This is a genomic window from Streptomyces sp. NPDC057002 (assembly GCF_042673825.1).
Lineage (GTDB): Bacteria > Actinomycetota > Actinomycetes > Streptomycetales > Streptomycetaceae > Streptomyces.
In genome coordinates, this window is sequence record NZ_JBHURZ010000001.1 from 1,766,966 (window position 1) to 1,790,279 (window position 23,314).

Below are 23,314 nucleotides of genomic sequence, written 5' to 3' on the forward strand. Positions count from 1 at the left end.
CGTCTGTTCACATCCATCCGTGTCACCACCGCACCAGCGCGGTTTCGATGGTCGAGCCGGGCCCCATGCTCATCAGGACGCCGAGGTCGCCGCGGCGCACCACGCCCTCGTCCAGGAGCCGCCGATAGGAGAAGAGGAAGGAACCGCTGGAGAGATTTCCGTGGTCGCGCAGCACGCTCACGGTGTGCCGCAGATCGTGTCGCGTCAGGCCGAGGTTCACCATGACGGAGTCGATGACCTTCTTTCCGCCGGAGTGCACGACCCAGTGCGCGATGTCGGTGCGCCGCACTCCGGTGCCGGCGAGCAGCGTGTCGACGGCCTGCTCGGCGTGGGCCCCGACGACGTAGGGGACATCGCGGTCGAGGAAGAAGCTGAACTTCCCCTGGTCTTCGTCCCAGTCGTAGCGCATCGCCTCCAGGGCCTCGGTGATGAGCAGTCCGGCGAACTTCAGGATCTGCGCACCGCCGCCGGACTGCCCGGACGGGTGGGCGTCGTCGGAGGCGCGCACCGCGAGGGCGGCGGCACCGTCGCCGAAGAGGCTGTTGACCACTGCGCTGCGCATCGTGTCGTCGAAGACGTACGCGGCCGAGCACGCCTCGACGCAGAGCATGATGGCGAGCTGCCCGGGGTGGGTCGCGGCCCAGCCGGCCACGGCGGTCAGCGCGTTGAGCCCGGCGTTGCAGCCCATGCCGACGATGTCCACGCGCGCGCAGGTCCTCGGCAGCCCCAGCTCGCGGATGATCCGCGCGGAGAAGCCCGGTGTGAGCAGTCCCGTGCTGGTCACGCACATCAGACAGCCGACGTCGTCGACGGACGCACCGAGCTTCTTGAGACAGTTCTGCAGGGCCGCCGCGCCCATGGCGATACCGGATTCCCGGTGTTTGGCGAGGAGTTCGCCCTGGCTCTCCGGGCGTGGCCTGCCGGTGTCCGGGTCGATCGGCGGCAGGGTCAGGTGGCGCCGTTCTATCGCGCTGTTGGTGAAGAGCGACCGGACCCGGGGGTCCGCGATGCCGTAGAGGTCGAGTACCTCGGACTGGGTGTAGGACAGGGGTGGTGTGGCGGTGGCCAGTTCGAGTATGCGGGGCCGGGTTCCGGCCAGGAGTCCTGTGGGTGCTTCGGCGGTCGTCACCGCGCACCCACCGTGTCAGACAGCACCTTGTTCTTCCGTCCCTTCACTCGGCCGCTCCGTCTTCCGGGGGTGTGCCGCTGCCGCCCAGGTGGTGCGAGATTCTCGCCGCGATGGCGCGCAGTGGTTCGGGCTGTGTCATCTCTTTGTGGCCGCAGTCGATTCCGTATGCCGTGATCCGCCCGTCCACGTAGGGGGCGAAGTCCCGCGCCGGTGTCGGAGCGGGGTTCCGGGCGAGGTCGGCCAGGGGCTCGAAGAAGAGGACGTCGCCGTGGAACACGTCGGGCCGGTGCTCGCGCGCGAGTCGTTTTCCGGCGAGGGTCAGCTCCACCATCGCGTGGGCGGTGTCCTCCTGCATCCCGGCGAACTCCGGGTCGTTGCGGACGAGGAAGCGGGCCGCTTCGGCGATGCCGTGGGCCGCTGCCACGACCTCGGGTGTCTCCTCGACGGCATGGCCGAGTTCGCGCAGCCCCTCGCGCAGCGCCGCCGGGATGTCGTCCACCGGGCCGGATTCCGTCGGTCCATGTGCGTCGTCCGGGAGCCTGGCGTCGAGCAGCGCGAGCAGCTCCACCTCCTCGCCGTCCGCCTGGAGCCGGGTCGCCATGGCGTGGGCGAGCGTGCCGCCCATGGACCAGCCGAGCAGCCGGTACGGTCCCGACTTCTGTACGTCGCGGATGCGCCGGACGTAGTCGCCGGCCATCGCCGCGAGCGAAGCCGGGGCCCCGCCGCCCTCCGACAGCAGTCGGGCCTGCAGCCCGTAGACGGGCACCTCGGGCGCGAGGTGCCGCAGCAGTCCCGCGTAGCACCAGCTGAGCCCGGCGCCGGGGTGTACGCAAAACAGGGGTGCCTCGTCGGCCGGCTGCGTGCCGGGCTCCGGTCCGCGCAGCGGCAGCAGCATGTCGAGGGCGTCCCGTGCCGGGGGCGAGCCCGCGAGGCGCCGGGCGAGGGCTTCGACCGTGGGTGCCTCGAAGAGGGTCCGCACGCCCGCCTCGGCGCCGAGAACGGAGCGCAGGCGTCCGACGAGCCGCGCGGCGAGCAGGGAGTGTCCGCCGAGGTCGAAGAAGCTGTCGTCGATCGTCACACTCGGCAGGCCGAGGATCTCGGCGAAGAGGCCGCACAGCGCCTGCTCACGTGTGGTGCGCGGGCCGCGGCCCGTCGGTGACGCGGCATGGCCGGGGGCGGGCAGGCGGCGGCGGTCGAGCTTCCCGCCGTCCGTGCGGGGCAGTTCGTCGAGGGTGACGACGGCGCCGGGCACCATGTGCTCCGGGAGGGTGGCCCGTACCCGGTCCCTGAGCTCGGCTGCCTCGCACCGTGCGCCGGGCGCGGGCACGACGTAGCCCACGAGCAGGGCGTCGCCCGGGGTGTCCTCGCGGACGACGACCGCCGCGTGCGCCACGTCCGGGTGGCCGAGCAGGGCCGCCTCGACCTCGCCCGGCTCGATGCGGAAGCCGCGCACCTTCACCTGGTCGTCGGCGCGCCCCGCGAACTCCAGCCGGCCGTCGGGCAGCCGGCGTGCCAGGTCGCCGGTGCGGTACATGCGTTCACCGGGGTGTCCGTACGTCGCCGCGTACGGGTCCGCCACGAAGCGCTCCGCCGTCAGGCCGGGCCGCCGCACATAGCCGCGCGCGAGCTGCGCGCCCGCCACGTACAGCTCGCCCACCATGCCGGGCGGTGCGAGGCCGAGGCCTCGGTCGAGGACGTACACCCGGGTGTGCGGCACGGGGGTTCCGATGGGCACACCGCCCGGCTCCGGGCGGGGGGTTCCGTGGCAGTCCCCCACCACCACGTCCACGGTCGCCTCGGCGGGCCCGTAACAGTTGGTCAGGGTCGCGTCGAGCGTGTCGGTGAACGCGGTGACGGTCCGGCGGGTGAGGGGTTCGCCGCCGCTGAGAACCCGGCGCAGCGCGGTGCACTCGGCGGCCTCGCGGGTCTCCAGGAAGGCCTGGAGCATCGACGGCACGAACGTCGCCGTCGTCACCGCGCGGTCGCGCGTCAGCCGGGCCAGGTACTCCGGGTCCCGATGTCCTTCCGGCCGCGCCGGCACGAGCGCGGCCCCATCGATCAGCGGCCCGAGGAACTCCGGAACGAACGCGTCGAAGCTCGCGGGTGTCTTCACCAGGGCTCGGTCGGCGCCGCTCAGCGGGGCCCGCTCCCGCATCCAGCGCAGGCGGTTGACGAGGCCGCGTTGCGGGATCATCACGCCCTTGGGGCGGCCGGTCGAGCCGGAGGTGTAGATCACGTACGCCGGGTGGGCGGGGCGCAGCAGTCGCACGCGCGCGGCGTCGGTGGGGTCGCCCGGGTCCTGGTCCGCGTCGCGCGGCAGGTCGTCCAGGACGAGGCACGGCAGCCCGGTGTCCGGGACGGCTGCGGCTGCCGAGGGACGGGTCACCACACAGCCGGGGCGGGCGTCGGCGAACAGGAACGCGACGCGTTCGGCGGGCAGTCCGGGCTCCACGGCCAGAAACGCGGCGCCGGCCTTGAGCACGCCGAGCAGCGTCACAAGGAGCTCCGTCGAGCGCTCCATGACCACCGCCACCACGTCCTCGGGTCCCGTCCCGCGGGCGATGAGGCGGTGCGCGAGCCGGTTGGCCTCGGCGTTGAGCTGCGCGTAGGTCAACGTGACGTGCTCACCGATGACGGCGGTGGCTTGTGGCGCCCGGGCCACCTGCTCCTCGAACAGCTCCGCGACGCCCCGGTCGGCCGCCGGTGCCCTGAGGGGGCCGCCGTCGCCGGCGGACGTCAGCCGTGCGCGTTCGTCCGCGGAGAGCAGGTCCACGTCGGCCACCCGCAGGTCCGGATCGCGGCTGACCGCGTCGAACAGCCGGGTGAGGCGGCGCGCGATGGCTTCGACGGTGGTGTGGTCGAACAGATCGACGGCGTACGTGATGCCGCCCTCGACACCGGCCGGGGCGCCGTCGGCCGTGAACCGTTCAGAGAAGTCGAGGGACAGGTCGAACTTCGCGGCGGTCGCCCCGGGCGCCACCGGCTCGACCCGCAGACCGGGCAGTTCGAGGGCTTCACGGGCATTGTTCTGCAGGGTGAGCATGACCTGGAACAGGGGGTGACGGGCCGGCGACCGGACAGGATTGAGCGCCTCCACCAACTGCTCGAACGGCAGATCCTGATGCGCGAAAGCCGCCAGATCCACCGACCGCACCCGCCCCACCAACTCACCAAAACCCGGATCCCCCGACACATCCGCACGCAACACCAACGTGTTCACGAAAAACCCGACCAGATCCTCCAGACCCTCATCCGACCGCCCCGCCACCGCCGTACCCAACGCGATGTCCTCCCCCGCCCCCAACCGGGACAACAACGCCACCACCCCCGCCTGCACCACCATGAACACACTCGCGCCCCACCCCCGCGCCAGCCCCACCAACCGCCCATGCACCCCAGCCGGCACCACCAACGGCACCACCCCACCCCGACCACTCGACACCCCAGACCGCGAACGATCCACCGGCAACACCAACTCCTCCGGCAACCCCTCCAACTCCCGCCGCCAAAACCCAAGTTGCTCAGCGCTCAAGCTCCCCGGATCACCCACATCCCCCAGCAACTCCCGCTGCCACAACGCATAATCCGCGTACTGCACCGCCAACCCCGGCCACCCCACCACCCGCCCCTCACACCGCGCCCCATACGCCCGCCCCAGATCACGCACCAACGGCCCCAACGACCACCCATCAGCCGCCACGTGATGCACCACGAGCAGCAGCACGCTCTCAGCCGGAGCGGTCTCGAAGAGCCAGGCCCTCAGGGGCACCTCGGAGCTCAGGTCGAAGAGGTGGTCCGCGCGGGCGGCCGACTCCCGGCTCAGCTCCGCCGGGGCCACCCGCGCCACCGTGAGCAGCTCGTCCACCTCGGCCATGTCGAGCACCCGCTGATACGGCACTCCTCCCGGGGCCGGCGGGAACACGGTCCGCAGGCTCTCGTGCCGCTCGACCACATCCCGCAGCGCCCCCGCGAGGGCGGCCGTGTCCACGGCACCCGTCAGCCGGACCGCCATCGGGATGTTGTACGTCGCCGACGGGCCCTCCAGCTGACCGAGGAACCACAGCCGTCGCTGGGCGTAGGACGCGGGGATCCGGTGCGGGCGGGCCTGCGCGCCGAGCGTCGGCCGCGCCGGGCCACCGGCCGGGAGCCGCCCGGCGAGCGCGGCGACCGTGGGGTGGTCGAAGAGATCGTGGATGCGCGGCTCGACGCCGAGCTCGGACCGCACCCGGCTCACCAGCCGGGTCGCGAGCAGCGAATGCCCGCCCAGGGCGAAGAAGTCGTCGTCGACGGTGACCGAAGGCACGCCGAGGACATCGGCGAAGATCCCGCAGAGCACCTCCTCGCGCGGCGTCCGCGGCGGCCTGCCCGCCCTCGCGTGCCTCACCCCCGGCGCCGGCAGGGCCCGTTGGTCGAGCTTGCCGGTCACGGTAAGCGGCAGGGCGTCCACGGCCACCACGGCCGACGGCATCATGTACTCGGGCAGGTGCCCGCCGGTCAGCGTCGCGGGGTCCACGTCGTCGACGGCCTCGCGGGCCACACCCGCGACCGGCACCACGTAGCCGACGAGCCGCCGGTCGCCGGGGCGGTCCTCACGGACGACTGCCGCCGCCTGCGCGATGTCCGGATGAGCCAGGAGCGCCGCCTCCACCTCGACGAGCTCGATACGGAAGCCGCGCACCTTCACCTGGGTGTCGACGCGCCCGACGAACTCGAGCCGCCCGTCGGGCGCCCAGCGCGCCAGGTCGCCGGTGCGGTACATGCGTTCACCAGGCGCTCCGTACCCCGCCGCGTACGGGTCGGCCACGAAGCGTTCCGCCGTGAGCCCGGCACGGTGCGCGTACCCGCGCGCCAGACCGGTGCCCGCCACGTACAGCTCTCCGGTGACGCCCGGCGGGACGAGGCCGAGGCCCGCGTCGAGCACGTACGCCCGTGTCCCGTCCATGGGCCGTCCGATCGGCGGCGACGCGGCGGTGAGGTCCGTCTCGGCGACGGCGCCGCACGTGGCGAAGGTGGTCGCCTCCGTCGGGCCGTAGACGTCGACCACCGTGGTCGCGGGGCAGGCTCGCAGTACCCGTCCGAGGACCGCCGAGGGCACCGGTTCGCCGCCGGTCCACACCTCCTGGAGTCCGGCGAAGCACTCCGGCGCCTCCTCGGCGAGGACCCGGAAGAGACCGATCGTGAGGAACAGCGCGGTGACGCCCCGCCCGCGGACGGCCCGTTCGACTCCCGCGGGACTCAGCTCGCCCGGCCCGGCCACCACGACCGTTCCGCCGCCGAGCAGGGGCACCCAGATCTCGTACGTCGACGCGTCGAAGACGTGCGCCGAGTGGAACAGCACACGCCGGTGCGCGCCGACGCCGAACCGCCGGTCCCCGGCCAGGCCCATGACGCCCCGGTGGGTGACGGCGACCCCCTTGGGCCGCCCGGTCGAGCCGGAGGTGTACATCACGCACATCAGACCGTCGGGCCCGGTACCGCGCCCGCCCGGCTCGTCCCCGGGGGAGGTCGGCCCGGTCCCACCCGCCCCCTGAGGGTCCTCGCCGATGCGGACGCGTACAAGAGGGCCGTCGGCGCCGGGCCCGGCGTCCGATGTGCCGTCCGTGAGGAGGACCTTCGCTCCCGTGTCCCGACAGATGAAGTCGGTCCGCGAGCGCGGCCACCGGCCGTCCAGCGGTACATAGACGCCCCCCGCCTTGACCACCGCGAGCAGCGCGACGATCAGTCGCGTCGAGCGCTCCACGAGCACCGCCACCGGCTGTTCGGGCCGCACACCCGCCGCGACCAGGCGCCGGGCGAGGCGGTCGGCGCGGGCGTCGAGTTCGGCGTACGAGAGCTCGGTTCCGTCCGCGTCGACGACGGCCGTCCTCTCCGGGATGCGGCGGGCCAAGGCCTCGAAGAGGTCCGCGACGTTCCTGTGCGGGAGTTTCTGGCGGGTGCCGTCCCCGTCGGTGAGCAGGCGGATGCGCTCGTGCGGTTCCAGGACGGGGAGGGCGCCGAGCCGACGGTCGGGGTCGGCGGCGGCGGCGTCGAGGAGGCGGGTGAGGCGGCGCGCGATCGCTTCGACGGTGGTGTGGTCGAACAGATCGACGGCGTACGTGATGCCGCCCTCGACACCGGCCGGGGCGCCGTCGGCCGTGAACCGTTCGGAGAAGTCGAAGGAGAGGTCGAACTTCGCGGTGCCGGGCCGGACGCCGACGGGCTCGGCTGTCACTCCGGGCAGACTCAGCCCCGCCTGCCGGTCCGCGTGCTGGAAGCCGAGCATGACCTGGAACAGGGGGTGACGGGCCGGCGACCGGACAGGATTGAGCGCCTCCACCAACTGCTCGAACGGCAGATCCTGATGCGCGAAAGCCGCCAGATCCACCGACCGCACCCGCCCCACCAACTCACCAAAACCCGGATCCCCCGACACATCCGCACGCAACACCAACGTGTTCACGAAAAACCCGACCAGATCCTCCAGACCCTCATCCGACCGCCCCGCCACCGCCGTACCCAACGCGATGTCCTCCCCCGCCCCCAACCGGGACAACAACGCCACCACCCCCGCCTGCACCACCATGAACACACTCGCGCCCCACCCCCGCGCCAGCCCCACCAACCGCCCATGCACCCCAGCCGGCACCACCAACGGCACCACCCCACCCCGACCACTCGACACCCCAGACCGCGAACGATCCACCGGCAACACCAACTCCTCCGGCAACCCCTCCAACTCCCGCCGCCAAAACCCAAGTTGCTCAGCGCTCAAGCTCCCCGGATCACCCACATCCCCCAGCAACTCCCGCTGCCACAACGCATAATCCGCGTACTGCACCGCCAACCCCGGCCACCCCACCACCCGCCCCTCACACCGCGCCCCATACGCCCGCCCCAGATCACGCACCAACGGCCCCAACGACCACCCATCAGCCGCCACGTGATGCACCACGAGGGCGAGGCAGTGTTCAGCGGGGCCGGTCGCGGTCAGCCACGCCTGCGCGGGGGGCTCCTTCGCCAGGTCGAACTCGTGGGTGGCGGCCGTGTGCGAGAGCTCCTGCGGGTCCGCTTCCACCACCCTGAGCAGTTCGCCGACCTCGGCCATGCCGAGCACCCGCTGGAACGGTTCGCCCCCGGCCTCGCCGATCACCGTCCGCAGGCTCTCGTGCCGCTCGACCACATCCCGCAGCGCCGCCGCCAGGGCCGCGACGTCCAGGGCACCGGTCAGCCGTACCACCATCGGGATGTTGTACGTCGCCGACGGGCCCTCCAGCCGGTCGAGGAACCACAGCCGTCGCTGGGCGTAGGACAGCGGAAGCCGGTCGGGCCGGTGCCGGACGGCGCGTACCGGCGGTCGCGGGCTGCCGCCGGTCCCGGGGAGTTCGCGGGCCAGCGCCTCGACCGTCTGCGCCGCGTACAGCTCCGCCATGCCCAGCTCGACACCGAGCTCGGACCGCACCCGGCTCACCAGCCGGGTCGCGAGCAGCGAATGCCCGCCCAGGGCGAAGAAGTCGTCGTCGATCGTCACCTCGGGCAGGCCGATGATCTCGGCGAACAGCGTGCACAGGGCGTGTTCGCGCGGGGAGCGGGGGGCGCGGCCGCCGCGCGCCGGGGCCACGGGTCCGGGGTGCGGCAGGGCCGCGCGGTCCAGCTTGCCGTTGGCGGTGAGCGGCAGGGCCCGGAGGAGCACGATCGCGGACGGCACCGCGTGGTCGGGGAGCACGGTCCGGGCGTGGCGGAGGATCGCCTCGGTGTCCACGGGCCGCGGGGCACCGTCGGGGGCCGGGCGCCGATGAGCGCCGCGTTCCGGAACGACGTACCCGATCAGGTGCTTGTCGCCGGAGCCGTCCTCCTTGACCGCCACGACCGTGCGCGCCACGTCCGGATGACCGAGCAGGGCCGCCTCGACCTCGCCCGGCTCGACGCGGAAACCGCGCACCTTCACCTGGTCGTCGGCGCGCCCCGCGAACTCCAGCCGGCCGTCGGGCAGTCGGCGGGCCAGGTCGCCGGTGCGGTACATGCGCTCACCGGACAACCCGTACGTCGCCGCGAACGGGTCCGCCACGAAGCGCTCGGCGGTCAGGCCGGGGAGGTGGGCGTAGCCACGCGCGAGGCCGGTGCCCGCCAGGTACAGCTCCCCCACCGTGCCGGGCGGCACGAGTGCCAGGCGGGGGTCGAGTACATAGGTGCGCATGCCGTCCATGGGGCGGCCGATCGGCACCGTGTTCGGAACGCGGTCCGGGTTCCCGGTGAAGGTGCTGAGCGTGCTGAAGGCCGTCGTCTCGGTCGGGCCGTACGCCGCCGTGATCACGGTGTCCGGGCAGGCGCGCAGCACCGCGCGGACCCCGGCCGCGGAGACGACGTCACCGCCGGTCGTCACCTCGCGCAGCCCTGTGAAGACCTGCGGTTCCTCCTCCGCCCAGACGCGGAAGAGGCCGGCGGTCACATGGAGGCGGGTCAGACCGTGCCGGGCGATGTGCCCGGCCACGGCCGCGCCGTTCAGAGGGCCCGGCGGGGCGATCACCACCCGGCCGCCGTGGACAAGCGTTGCCCACACCTCGTAGGTCGACGCGTCGAAGGCGTGGTTGGCGTGGAAGAGCACGCCGTCCGGGGCGCCGTCGCGCAGCCACGGCCGGTGGGCCGCGAATGCCGCCACGGCCGCGTGCGGGGTCACGACGCCCTTCGGACGGCCCGTCGAGCCGGACGTGTACATCACGTACAGGGTGCTGTCGGGATGGATGAGGGCGGGCGGCGGCGTCCGGTGCGTAACGCCCTCGTCGTGGATGTCCGTCGCGTCGTGGCCGGCGGTGACGTCGAGGACCGGGGTGCCGATGTCCGGCGGGAGTTCGGCGGTGCCGTCGGTGAGCAGGAGGACCGGGCGCGTGTCGTCGAGGACGAGGCGGGTCCGCGCCGGGGGTGTGTCGCGTTCGAGCGGGACATAGCCCGCGCCGGTCTTGAGGACCGCGAGAAGTGTCACGACGAGGTCGGCGGAGCGGTCCAGGGCCACCGCGACCAGGCGTTCGGGGCCCGCGCCCCGGGCGCACAGGCGCTGGGCGAGACGGTCGGAGAGGGTATCGAGGTCGCGGTAGGTGAGTTCGGTGTCCCCGAAGACGAGTGCCGTCGCGTCAGGGTGCTGTGCCACGCGCGCCGCGATCAGTCGTGTCACCGTGTCCGGCCGGGTGACCGGGCCGTGGGTGCCGTCGCCTTCCGCCAGGAGGAGTGCGCGTTCGGCCGGGGCGAGGAGGTCCAGGGCGGTGACCGGCCGCCGCGGGTCGTCGGCGGCGGCGGTCAGGAGGCGGACGAGTCGCTCGGCGATGCGCCGGGCGGTGTCCTCGGTGTACAGGTCGGTGGCATGGCCGAGGGTGCCGGTGATGCCGGCTGCCCGGCCGTCGGCGTCGTGCCGCTCGGTGAGGTCGAAGGAGAGGTCGAAGTGAGCGGCGGGAGTGCCGAGCGGCAGCACATCGACCAGCAGGCCGGGGAGTCGCAGGGCGGGGTCGGTGAACTTCTGGAAGGCGAGCATCACCTGGAACAGCGGGTGGCGGGCCGGCGAGCGCGTCGGGTTCAGGGACTCCACGAGCCGCTCGAACGGGAGGTCCTGGTGTGCGAGCGCCGCCAGGTCCGTGTCCCGCACACGCTCCACGAGGTCCGTGAACGTCGGATCGCCCCCGGCGTCGGTGCGCAGCACGAGGGTGTTGACGAAGCACCCCACCAGATCGCTCAGGGCGTCGTCGGTGCGGCCCGCCACCGGCGTGCCGATGGCGATGTCGTCGCCCCCGCCGAGCCGGGACAGCAGCGCCACCAGCCCGGCACGCACCACCATGAACAGGCTCGCGCCCAGCCTGTGTGCGAGCTGAGTGAGGCGGCCGTGCAGCTCCGGGCCGAGTTCCAGGGGGACCGTGCCGCCTCGCCTGCTCGCGACCGGTGGCCGGGCCCGGTCCGTGGGCAGGGCCAGTTCCTCCGGAAGGCCCGCCAGCCGGTCCCGCCAGAAGGCCAGCTGGCGGGCGGCGAGACTGTGCGGGTCGCCCTCGTCGCCGAGCAGTTCGCGCTGCCACAGGGTGTAGTCCGCGTACTGCACGGGCAGCGCCTCCCACTCGGGGGCCCGCCCCTCGCGTCGTGCCGCGTAGGCCTGCCCGAGGTCGCGCAGGAGTACGCCCATCGACCAGCCGTCGGCCGCGACGTGGTGCACCACCAGGGCGAGGAGATGGTCGTCGGGCGCGGTCTCGCACAGCCAGGCCCGGAGCGGCGCCCGCGTCGTGAGATCGAACTCGTACGTGGCGAACTCGTCCAGGAGCACGGCGGGTTCGGTCTCGCCCCGGGCGCCTGTGGTGGTCGGTGTCGCGTCCGTCAGGAGCTCGCCCACGTCGTCGGTGTCGAGGATCAGCTGGCAGGGCTCGCCCTCGTGCCGCCCGATCACCGTCCGCAGACACTCGTGCCGCTCGACCACATCCCGCAGCCCCGCCGCCAGAGCCGCCCGGTCCAGGACCCCGCTCAGGCGCAAGGCGAGCGGGATGTTGTACGTGGCCGAGCGGCCCTCAAGCTGCCCGGTGAGCCACAGACTCCGCTGCGCGAACGATAGGGGGATCACTCAGGGTTCTCCTCTGGGGCGGGTGCGGTGTACGGCGCCGGGTGCGAGGTGCGACGCCATGTGCTGTGTCCGGCGCGGTCAGCGCATGCGTCGCAGAGCGGGACGCTTCGTGGCGGCCGCGGCGGGCTGTTTCAGCCGCGGCTCCAGGGATGCCACCGTCGGGTGCCGGAACAAGAGCGGAAGGTCGAGGTCCACGCCCAGGGCGGAGCGGATCCGGCCGGCCAGGCGCAGGCTGGTCAGGCTGTCGCCGCCGAGCGCGAAGAAACTGTCGTCGATGGTGACGTCGGGCAGCGCGAGCACCTCGGCGAACAGGGCGCACAGGGCGCGCTCACGCTCCGAGCGCGGAGCGCGGCCGCCGGCCGCCGTGGCCCGCCCCGGGGCCGGGAGGGCCGCAGTGTCGAGCTTGCCGTTGGCCGTCAGCGGCAGGGCGTCGAGGACGACGACCGCCGAGGGCACCAGATGGCCCGGAAGTCGTTCGGCCGCCGCCGCGGTCACCCGCGCCGGGTCGATCTCGGCGCGTGCGACGCCGCGGGCCGGCACCACGTACGCGACGAGCCGCCGTTCGCCGGGCCGGTCCTCGCGTGCCACGACCACTGCGTCCCCGACTTCTTCCTGCTCGCCGAGTGCCGCCTCGACCTCGCCCGGTTCGACGCGGAAGCCGCGCACCTTCACCTGGTCGTCGGCGCGCCCCGCGAACTCCAGCCGGCCGTCGGGCATCCAGCGGGCCAGGTCGCCGGTGCGGTACATGCGCTCACCGGACAGGCCGTACGTCGCCGCGAACGGGTCCGCCACGAAGCGCTCGGCGGTCGGGCCGGGGCGCTGGGCGTACCCGCGCGCGACACCCGCGCCCGCCAGGTACACCTCCCCCACCGTGCCGGGCGGCACGAGGCCGAGGGAGCCGTCCAGGACGTAGACGCGCGTGCCGTCCAGCGGGCGGCCGATCGGCACCGTGTCCGGGACCCGGTCGCCGGGGGCGAACGTCCGGCAGGTGGCGAAGGTCGTCGTCTCGGTCGGCCCGTACACGGCGACGACGGTGGTGCCCGGGCACGCGCCCAGGACGGCACGCAGCGGCTCGGGCGGCACCCGCTCGCCGCCCGTCCACACCTCCCGAAGCCCCGCGAAACAGCCCGCCGCTTCCTCGGCGAGGACCCGCAGCAGTCCGGTCGTCAGGAACATGCCCGTCAGGCCGTGCCCGGCGACCAGTTCCTCGACGCGGGCGGCGGTCAGTGGGCCGGGCGGTGCCACGACGATCCGGCCGCCGTTGAGGAGCGGCACCCACATCTCGTAGGTGGACGCGTCGAAGGCGTGGGAGGAGTGCAGCAGGACCCGCTGGTGGGCGCCGCCGCTCAGCTTCGTGTCGGCCGCGAGGGCGATCACGTCCCGGTGCGTGACGGCGACGCCCTTGGGCACTCCGGTCGAGCCCGAGGTGTGCATCACGTACGCGAGGGCGTCCGGGTGGGCGACCGTGGCACCGCGGCGTGCGGTGGCGGGGCCGAGGGCGCGCGGTGACCGCGCGTCGGTGAGCAGGACGCTCACGCCGGTGTCGGTCAGGACGAGACGGCGCCTTCTCTCGGGCCAGCGCGGGTCGAGCGGCACATAGCAGGCGCCCGTCCGCACCACGGCGAGGAGCGCCACCACGAGGTCCGCCGAGCGGTCCATCGCGACGGCCACCCGGCGTTCCGGGCCCGCGCCGCACGCCAGGAGCTCGCGGGCCAGCGCTGCGGCGCGGGCGTCCAGTTCCCGGTAGGTGAGGCGGGTGCTCCCCTCCTCGACGGCCACCCGGTCGGGGGTCCTGGCCGCATGGGCGGCGAAGAGTCCGGGCAGCGTGGGGACGGGCTGCCCCCCGGTGCGGACCGGGGGCGCGCCCCGGCCCCAGTCGGTGAGGGCGCGTCCGCGTTCCTCCTCGGTGAGGATGTCCGTTCGGGCCACGAGGCGACCCGGGTCCGCCGCCGCCGTCCGCAGGATCCGGATCAGGCGGTCGAGGAGGCCGCTCGCGGTGACGGCGTCGATGAGGTCCGTGTGGTGCTCCAGGCGCAGTCTCAGCCGGTCGCCGGGGTGCGTGATCAGGGCCAGCGGGTAGTGCGTGCCTCCCCGGTCCCGCGTGCCCGTGACGCGCGGACCGGGGACGTCCGGGTCCGCGGGCGTGAGGTCGACCGGGTAGCTCTCGTGGACGACCACCGTGTCGAACAGCTCGCCGGTGCCCGCGAGACGCTGGAGCTCGGCGAGTCCGATGTGCTGATGGTCGATCAGCTGTGCCTGCTGGGCCTGAAGTCGCGCGCAGACGGCGGCCAGGCTGTCGCCGGGTGCGGTCCGCACGCGCACGGGCACCGTGTTGATGAGCAGCCCCACCATGTCGGCGACGCCGGGAAGTTCCGGCGGCCGCACCGCCACGACGCTGCCGAACACCACGTCGTCACGCCCGGTCAGCTTGTGCAGAAGGACCCCCCAGGCGCCCTGGATCAAAGTGCTCAGGGTGACTCCGTGCGCGGCGGCGCGTTCGCGCAGCTCGCGGGTGAGCCGCTCGGAGAGGTCCGTGGTGAGGTGCGCGGGCGCCCGCGGGGGCCGGTCGGCGCGAGCCACCGGCCGGTCCTGCCCGGGGCGGGCGGCCGTCGACAGGCGCGTGGGTCCGTCGAGTCCGGCGAGTACCGGGGCCCAGGCCGCCCGTGCGGCGTCCCGGTCCCGTTCGGCGAGCCAGACGAGGTAGTCGCGGTAGGGGCGGACCTTCGGCAGATGCGCGGGGTCGCCGCGGTGCGCGTACAGGGTGAGCAGTTCCCGTACGAGGACGGGGACCGACCAGCCGTCGAGAAGGATGTGGTGGTACGTGAGGGTGAACAGGTGGTCCTCGTCGGCGAGTTGCACAAGGGTGAAGCGCAGCAGCGGCGGACGGCTCAGGTCGAAGCCGCGGTCGCGTTCCTCGGCGAGCAGCCGGTCCGCCTCCGCCTCCCGTGCCCGCGGCGCGGCCGTGCCCCGGCCCGTGTCCCGCAGGTCCCGCTCCTGCCACGGGGTGTCCACGTCGGCGGCGACGACCTGGACGGGCCGGTCGAGTTCCTGGTGCAGGAAACCCGCGCGCAGGTTCGCGTGCCGGTGCAGCAGGACCCGGCACGCGGCGCGCAGCAGGCCGTGATCCACGGTGCCCGCCAGCCGCAGGGTCAGCTGCACGCCGTAGCCGTCCACCGTGCCCGCGGGGCCCGCCGTGCCGTGCTGGGCGTGGTACAGCAGCCCTTCCTGCAGCGGTGTCAGCGGCAGGATGTCTTCGATGTCCGCGCTCACCGCGCTGTCCTCCAGGTGTGTTCGAGCCGCTCGATCTGCTCTTGGCTGAGGGAGACCAGGCCGAGGTCGGACGGGGACCGGCCACCCGCTCCCGGCCGCTCCGCATGGCGGGCGAGGCCCCGCAGAGCCTCCAGCCACAGCCGGGCCAGTGCGGTCACCTCCGACTCGGCGAGCAGGCCGCCGGGCCAGGAGAGGGTGGCGCGCAGGCGCGGTTGCGTCCCGTGCTCCTCGACGAGCGTCGTGATCTCCAGTACGTGGGACAGGGCCGGGCCCGGTGTGCCGTGCGGCGGTCCCGGCGGGGTGGCGACGGGGCGCCAGGGGGTGGGCGCCAGGGGGCCGGCGACGGTAAGTCTGCCGAGGTGGTTGAAGAGGATCTGCGGACGGGCGAGCGCGGCGAGCACCGGCGCCGTGTCGCTGTTCAGATGGCGCAGCAGGCCGTGGCCGACGCCGTTGTCCGGCACCGCCCGCAACTGTTCCTTGACCCGTTTGAGCGCGGCACCCAGTGCGGGGTCCCCGGCCCGGATGCCGGCCCGGTCGGTGTCGTCGTCGAGGACCGCGTCCAGGCGTACGGGGTGCAGGGTCGTGAACCAGCCCACCGTGCGGGACACATCGGCGCCCGGCACGAGCGACGCCTCGCGGCCGTGCCCCTCCACGTCGATCAGCACGCTCCCGCCCCGGGCCCGGCGCCCCTCCCGGTGCCACCCGGCGAGAGCGACGGCCAGGCCGGTGAGGAGCACGGTGGGCACGTCGGTGCGGAAGGCGGTGGTCACCCGGTCCAGGAGCGGTCCGGTGTCCGCCGCCGGGAGTGTCACCGTGTGGGATCGAGCGGTCTCGCTCAGGTCGGTTCGCGGGTCCAACGGGCGCTCGCCCAGCGGCGGTTCGGTCTCCTTCAGGAGTGCGGTCCAGAAGGGCAGCTCCGCCAGCCGTTCCGGCGTCCGCGCCTGCGCCACGAGGCCGGCGGCCCAGCTCCGCAGGGAGGTCGGCACGGGCGCCAGTGCCGGGCGGTGTCCCCCGGCGGCGGCCTCCCAGGCGACGGCGAGGTCGGCGAGCAGGATGCGCCATGACACCGCGTCGACCGCCAGGTGCTGTGCGGCTAGGAGCAGTTGACCGTGTCGCTCGCGACCCGCGTCGAACCACACGGCCTGCAGCACGACCCCCTCGCGCGGCCTCAGGCGGCCCGCGGCGGCCTTGGCCTCCACAGCGACGCGCTCGCGCAGCTCCACGTCGTCCGCTCCGGCCATGTCGACCCTGCGCAGACAGCGGGCCGTGTCGACAGTGCCCGCCTCGCGGATGTGCGGGAGCCACCGCGTGTGGTCGCCGTCCAGGCGCATTCGCAGGGCGTCATGGTGGTCGAGCAGGGCCCGCAGTGCCGTGGTGAGGCCTGTCTCGTCGAGTTCCGGCGGTGTCCAGACCAGCACCGACTGGTGGAAGCCGTCGACCGTGCCACCGCGTTCGCGGAGCCAGTGCATGACGGGCGTCGGCAGCAGGTCGCCCGTTCCCGGCTCCGGGCCGGGCCCGGTGGGGGTGCTGCCGGCTGCCGGCTCGCGTGCCACGTCGGCGAGTTCCGCGACCGTCGGGCAGCGGAACACGTCACCGGGCGTGAGTCCGATACCGGCCGCGCGGGCCCGGCCGACCAGGTCGATCGAGAGGATGCTGTCGCCACCGAGGTCGAAGAAGCCGTCGTCGACGGTGACCGAGTCCACGGCGAGCACCTCCCCGAACAGCGTGCACAGCGTCCGTTCGCGGGTCGTGCGGGGAGCGCGGCCGCCGGGTGCGACGGTGAACCCGGGGGCCGGCAGCGCGGCGCGGTCGAGCTTGCCGTTCGCCGTCACCGGCAGGGCGTCCAGGACGACGACGGCCGCCGGCACCATGTAGTCGGGCAGCACATCGCGCAGGGAACGCCGCACATCCACCGGGTCGCACGCGCTTCGCGACCCACGCGCGTCGCCGCCGGTCCGGTCGGCGCCCGCGGGCACCACGTAGCCGATGAGCCGGGGCTCCCCGGGACCGTCCGCGCGGACCACGACCGCGGCCCGCGCCACCGTCGGATGGCGGAGCAGGGCGGCCTCGACCTCGCCCGGCTCGACGCGGAAGCCGCGCACCTTCACCTGGTCGTCGACGCGGCCGACGTACTCCAGTTGCCCGTCGGGCCGCCGGCGCGCCAGGTCGCCGGTCCGGTACATCCGCTCGCCGGACAACCCGTACGCCGCCGCGAACGGATCCGCGACGAAGCGCTCCGCCGTGAGCCCGGGCCGCCCCACATAGCCGCGTGCCAGCTGCACGCCCGCCACGTACAACTCCCCCACCACGCCCGGTGGGACGAGGCCGAGGCGGCTGTCCAGGACGTGGAGACGGGTGTTGGTGACGGCCTCGCCGATCGGCACGGGTCCGGAGTCCGTCGCGCCGGCGGGGCGGCAGTCCCAGGCGGTGACGTCCACCGCGGTCTCGGTCGGCCCGTAGAGGTTGGTCAGCGGTGCGTCGACGGTGGCGAAGAAGGCCGCCTCCAGTTCCCGGGACAGGGCCTCTCCGCTGCAGAACACCCGGCGCAGCGGGGAGGGTTCGGCAGCGCGCGGCGCCCGCAGGTAGGCCTGGAGCATCGACGGCACGAAGTGGGCCACGGTCACGCCGCGCTCGCGGATCACGTCGGCCAGGTAGTCCGGGTCCTTGTGGCCCTCCGGTTCGGCGACGACCAGCGTCGCGCCCTGCGTGAGGGGCCAGAAGAACTCCCAGACGGACACGTCGAAGCCGACGGGGGTCTTCTGCAGCACCCGGTCGCGGGGGTCGAGGGGGTAACGCCGCTGCATCCAGGCCAGCCGGTTGGCGAGGCCCTCCCGGGTCACCACGACGCCCTTCGGCCGGCCCGTCGAACCGGACGTGTAGATCACGTAGGCGGGGTGGCCTCCGGGCGGGCAGGGCGCCGGTGCGGGCTCGCGGGGCCCGGCCGGTCCCCCGGGTTCTTCCGGGCCGGGGCCGTCCGGTACGAGCAGCGCGCACCCCGTGTCCGTCAGTCCCGCGACGAAGGGCTCGCGTGTCACGACGCACATCGGGGCCGCGTCCCCGACCATGAACGCGACGCGGTCCGGGGGGAGGTGCGGGTCCAGCGGCAGGAAGGCGGCTCCGGTCCTGAGGACCGCCAGGAGCGCGACGATCAGCTCGGTGGACCTCGGCAGCGCGATACCCACGACACGCTCGGGGCCCGCTCCGAGCCGGGCGAGGCGGCCCGCGAGACGGTCCACGCGGGCGTCAAGTTCCCGGTACGACAGCTCGGTGTCACGGAACACGAGCGCGGTGGCCCGCGGCGTGCGGGCCGCGTGAGCGGCGAAGAGGTCCGGCACCATGCCTTCGGGGAGTGGGCCGCGGGTGGCGTTCCAGTCGGCCAGCAGGCGGGTGCGCTCGGCGGGTTCGAGGATGTCGATGCCGCTGAGCGGAAGGCCGTCGTCGGTGGTCACCGCGTCGAGGAGGCGCACCAGGCGCCGCGCTACGGCGGCCGCTGTACGCTCGTCGAACAGGTCGCGGGCGTACTCGACGCTGCCGGTGATTCCGGCGGCCGCGCCGTCCGGGGCGAAGTGTTCGGCGAGCTCGAAGGAGAGGTCGAACTTGACGGCGGGTGCCGCGAGCGGCTCGCGCCGCACGCGCAGCCCGGTCAGTTCCAGCTCGGCGTCGGCCACGCTCCGGAAGGCGAGCATCACCTGGAACAGCGGGTGCCGCGCCAGCGACCGCGGCGGGTTGAGTGCCTCGACCAGCCGGTCGAAGGGCAGGTCCTGGTGCGCGAACGCCGACAGGTCACACTCCCGCACTCTGGCGAGGAGTTCGCGGAAGGTCGGGTCGCCCGAGGTGTCGGTGCGCAGCACCAGCGTGTTGACGAAGAAGCCCACCAGTTCGTCGAGGGCGTCTTCCGTGCGCCCGGCCACAGGCACCCCGAGGGGGTTGTCCTCGCCCGCGCCGAGCCGGGTCAGGAGCGCGGCGACGGCAGCCTGCACGACCATGAACACGCTGGCCCCGGCGTCACGTGCCAGCCGCCCGATCCGGTCGTGCAGCCGCGCGTCGAGGACCAGCGGCACGGAGCCGCACCGGTGGGAGGCGGCCTGCGGGCGCGGGCGGTCGTAGGGCAGGGCCAGTTCCTGCGGGAGTCCCTCCAACGCTGCGCGCCAGTAGCCGAGTTGAGAACCGCCGAGGCTGACCGGGTCGTCCGGTGCGCCCAGCAGTTCCCGCTGCCAGACGGTGTAGTCCGAGTAGCTCACGGGCAGCGGTGGCAGGTCGGCGCGGGTCCCCGCACGGCGGGCGGCGTACGCCGCGGACAGGTCCCGCAGCAGCGGCGGCACAGACCAGGCATCGCCCGCGATGTGGTGCACGACCAGGAGGAGGACGTGCTCGGTGGGGGCGACGGCGAACAGCGTGGCGCGCAGGGGCACCTGGCGGGTGAGGTCGAAGCCGAGTGCGGCCTGCGCGGCGAGCAGCCCCGACAGCTCGTCGGGGTCGGACTCGACCACGCTGAGCGGCGGCCCGGCCTCCCCGCGGTCCAGGACCCGCTGGTGCGGCAGACCGTCGGGTCCCTGGGGAAAGACGGTGCGCAGGGGTGCGTGCCGGTCCGACACGTCGGCCAGCGCCCCGGCGAGGGCGGGCCGGTCGAGCGTCCCCGAGAGCCGAAGGGCCAGCGGCATGTTGTAGGTCGCGTTCGGGCCCTCCAACTGCGCGATGAACCACAGGCGGCGCTGGGCGTACGACAGCGGTACCGGGTCCCGCAGGGCCTCGGGGGGCGCGGGCGCCAGCGGCGGCCGTACCCGTTTCGCCCCCGCCAGGTCCTGGGACAGCGCGGCGACCGTCGGCGTGTCGAACAGGGCCCGCATCTCAAGTTCCAGTCCGAGCCGCGTGCGCACCCGGCCTGCGAGGCGCGTGGCCGTCAGCGAGTGCCCGCCCAGGTCGAAGAAGCTGTCGTCGATCCCTGCCCGCTCGACGCCGAGGACGTCGGCGAAGAGCTCGCACAGCACCGCCTCCAGCGGGGTGCGGGGCGCCCGCCCCGGCGTCGGCGTGCCGAAGTGGGGCACGGGCAGGGCGGCGCGGTCGAGCTTGCCGTTCGCCGTGATCGGCAGGGCGTCCAGGACGACGACGGCCGTGGGCACCATGTAGTCCGGCAACTGCCGGCCCAGCGCGGCGCGCAGCTCCCCGGGGCGCGGCCCGGATCCGGCATCGGCCGAGGGCACCACGTACGCGACGAGCCGCTTGTCCACCCCGTCCGGCTGCCGCGCCGGGCCGGTTCCCGCCGTCGCCGGCGCACCGAACTCCCGCAGCAGGACGACCGCTTGGCCGACCTCGGGGTGGCGTCTGAGTGCCGACTCGACCTCGCCGGGCTCGATGCGGAAGCCGCGCACCTTGACCTGGTCGTCGGCGCGTTCCAGATACTCGAGCGTGCCGTCCGCGCGCCAACGGGTGATGTCTCCCGTGCGGTACATGCGCTCGCCGGGTGCGCCGAAGGGGTCGGCCACGAACCGTTCGGCGGTCGGTCCGGGACGCCGCCAGTAGCCGCGGGCCAGGCCCGCGCCCGCCAGGTACAGCTCGCCCGGGACGCCGATGGGGACAGGGCGCAGCCGCGCGTCCAGGACGTGGGCGCGGGTGTGGTCCATGGGGCGGCCGATCGGCACGGCGTCGGGCACCGGGTCGGTGGCGGTGAACGGGATGTGGGTGGCGAAGGCGGTGGTCTCCGTCGGCCCGTAGGTGGAGCGGATCACCAGGTCGGGGCAGGCCCGCTGCAGGGCGCGGACCGCTTCGGCGGAGACGATGTCGCCGCCCGTGGAGATCTCGCGCAGCCCGGCGAAGATGTGGGGCGCCTCCTGGGCGAGCACTCGGAAGAGACCGGCGGTCGCGTGGAAGTTGGTGGCGCGGTGGGTAGCGATGAGCCGCCCGATGTGCGCGGCGGTGGGTGGCCCCGCCGGCGCCACGACCACGCGTCCGCCGCGCAGCAGGGGCACCCAGAGTTCGTACGTCGAGGCGTCGAAGGCGTGGTTGGCGTGGAAGACCACGCACGCGGCGACGGCGTCGCTCCAGCACCGGTCGAGCGCGAAGGCGGCCACGCCCGCGTGGGTGACCGCCACGCCCTTGGGCCGGCCGGTCGACCCGGAGGTGAACATCACGTACGCCAGGGCGTCCCCCGGCACGTCGATTCCGAGGTCGGCCGAGGCCCCGCCCCCGGCCCCGTCGGTCTCGCCGTTCTCGCCGTTCTCGTCATCCGGACCCGCCTCGATCACGGGCAGGTTTCCCGCCAGGGCCGCCCCGCGCCCCGCCGCCGGGGCGTCGACGAGGAGCAGGCGAGCCGCCGTGTCGTCGAGGATCTGCCGGGACCGCTCCTCGGGGTGGGCGTGGTGCAGCGGCACATAGCCCGCACCGGCCTTCAGCGTCGCGAGGATCGCCACCACGAGCTGCGCCGAGCGCTCCATGAGCACCCCCACGAGATCGCCGGGCCGCAGGCCCCGCGCGACGAGGAGCCGGGCGAGCCGGTTCGCCCGCGCGTTCACCTCGCCGTAGGTGAGGGTCCGTTCCGCGTCGACGAGCGCCGTGTCCTCGGCGTGGAGCGCCGCCCGGCGCTCGAAGAGCCGCGCGAGGCTCTCCGTCGGCCGAGGTGCGTCGGGGCCGGGATCCCGCCATGCGTGGAGCAGTCGGCGCTCCTCCCCGACGACCACGTCGACGTGGGCCACGGGCTCGTCGGGGGTACGTGCGAGCGCGTCCAGGTACGCGGTGAAGCGGTCGCGATGACGGGCGAGTTCCGTCGCTTCGTACACGGCGGGGTTGGCTTCGAATTCGATCAGGATGCCGCCGCTGCCGTCCTGTGTGCCGACGGCGACGACCGACAGGTCCTTGACCGGTCCCGTCATGACCTGGTGGCGAGTGACGCGCAGGCCGGCGAAGGCCGGAGTCTCCTCGAAGGCGACGGTGTTGACGGACACCGCGTACAGGTCGTGCGAGACGCCCAGCAGGCCCAGTTCCGCGCGGAGTTCCTCGCCCCTGTAGCGCTGGTGCCCGATCGCGTCGCTGACGCGTCCGCGGGTCTGGGTGACGAGCTGGGAGAACGTCGTCGTGGCGTCGAGGGTGAGACGCAGCGGCAGCACGTTCACGGCCATCGACGGGGTGGCCGCGGCCGCCCGCCCCACGCGTGCCGCCAACGGCAGCCCGACGACCACCTCGCGCGCACCGTCGAGCCGGTGCAGATACGCGGCGGTCGCGGCGACCACGAGCAACGACCAGCGGCCCGCGGCGCCCGGCACCGCGTCGAGGAGTCCGCTCACCCGCTCCCCGGACAGTCGTACGGCGCTGCGCAGCACAGCCGCCGAGGGCACGGCGGTGCGTCCGGCGAGAGTGACGGGCGGCGGTGCCCCGCCGAACTCGCGCAGCCAGTGGGCACGGTCGCGAGCGTGGCGCGCGGAGAGACGGTATCCCTCGTCCTCGGCGAGGAGGTGATCCAGCGGGGCGAAGGGCCCGGCTCCAGGGTCTCGGCCCGCCGCCAGGGCACTGTAGAGGTCCGCGAGGCGGCGCAGGTAGAGGTTCTGGCCGTAGCCGTCGAGGACGATGTGGTGGTAGCGCAGGTGCAGCCAGGCCCGGTCGTCGGCCAGCCTGAGCAGGGTGTGCGCGGCCAGCGGGTCGCGCGCGGGATCCATGGGGGTGGCCAGGTCGGCGTCGGTCCAGGCACGGGCGGCGGCTTCCGCGCCGGCGGGCTCCGCGCGCAGGTCGACGACGGGCAGCGGCTCCTCGGGAACGTCGGCGACGCGCAGGCGCAGTTCGTCCTCGTACGCGACGAACCGCGCCCGCATGCTCTCCGCCTCCGTGAGCGCGCGCCGCACGGCTGCACGCAGCGACGAGATGTCCAGCCGGCCTTCGAGGGCCAGGCGGACACCGCAGTTGTACAGCGTGCGGTCGGGGTCCAGTTGGTGGGCCAGCCAGATGCCCTGGTGTGCGGCGCTCGCGGTCCGGTTCGGGTTCGGATCTGACACTCCGCCAGTCTCGAAGGGCCCGGCATGCGCGCCCTATCGGCGCGTTATCGCTCGGCGCTGGATCTTGCCGCTCGTCGTACGCCGGACGGTGCGCCGCCGCAGCGCCCGACCCGGGCGCGGCACGGGGGAAGCCCGAACCCACGCACGACTTCCGTTTCGTGTCGGCCGCGGGCGGCGCGACCGGCCACAGCCGACCAGCCTGCGTGGAGTGGTGTGCGAGGGCTCGGCAAGCCGGGGCGAGGGGCGGAGCCGGTCAGTCGTGCCCGCCCGCAGCGGCAGCGGTTCGGCGCCCCTTGGCGTCGCCGAGCCCGCTGCTCAGCACCAGCGGGCGGGGTGTCGCCCGTCGGCTGCGCCCCGGTCCGGCTGGTGGTG

General features: G+C 74.0%; 4 protein-coding genes. All 4 read right to left on the bottom strand.

The genetic code is table 11. The annotated features are described in order from the left end of the window. Positions 1-22 precede the first annotated feature (22 nt). Positions 23-1,129: a 3,5-dihydroxyphenylacetyl-CoA synthase DpgA gene (dpgA, locus tag ACFT32_RS07925; protein ID WP_382486921.1), complete on the bottom strand. Its 1,107-nt coding sequence runs from the start codon at positions 1,127-1,129 to the stop codon at positions 23-25. A gap of 43 nt (positions 1,130-1,172) precedes the next feature. Further along, positions 1,173-11,693, bottom strand: coding sequence for an amino acid adenylation domain-containing protein (locus ACFT32_RS07930; protein WP_382486923.1), 10,521 nt, complete (start codon positions 11,691-11,693; stop codon positions 1,173-1,175). 78 nt (positions 11,694-11,771) lie between these two features. Further along, on the bottom strand, positions 11,772-14,963 hold the full coding sequence (locus ACFT32_RS07935) for an amino acid adenylation domain-containing protein (RefSeq protein WP_382486925.1): 3,192 nt from the start codon (positions 14,961-14,963) through the stop codon (positions 11,772-11,774). Beyond that, a complete protein-coding gene (locus ACFT32_RS07940; RefSeq protein WP_382486927.1) occupies positions 14,960-22,942 on the bottom strand; it encodes an amino acid adenylation domain-containing protein in 7,983 nt (2,660 codons plus the stop codon). The genes ACFT32_RS07935 and ACFT32_RS07940 overlap by 4 nt, the downstream gene beginning before the upstream one ends. Positions 22,943-23,314 lie beyond the last annotated feature (372 nt).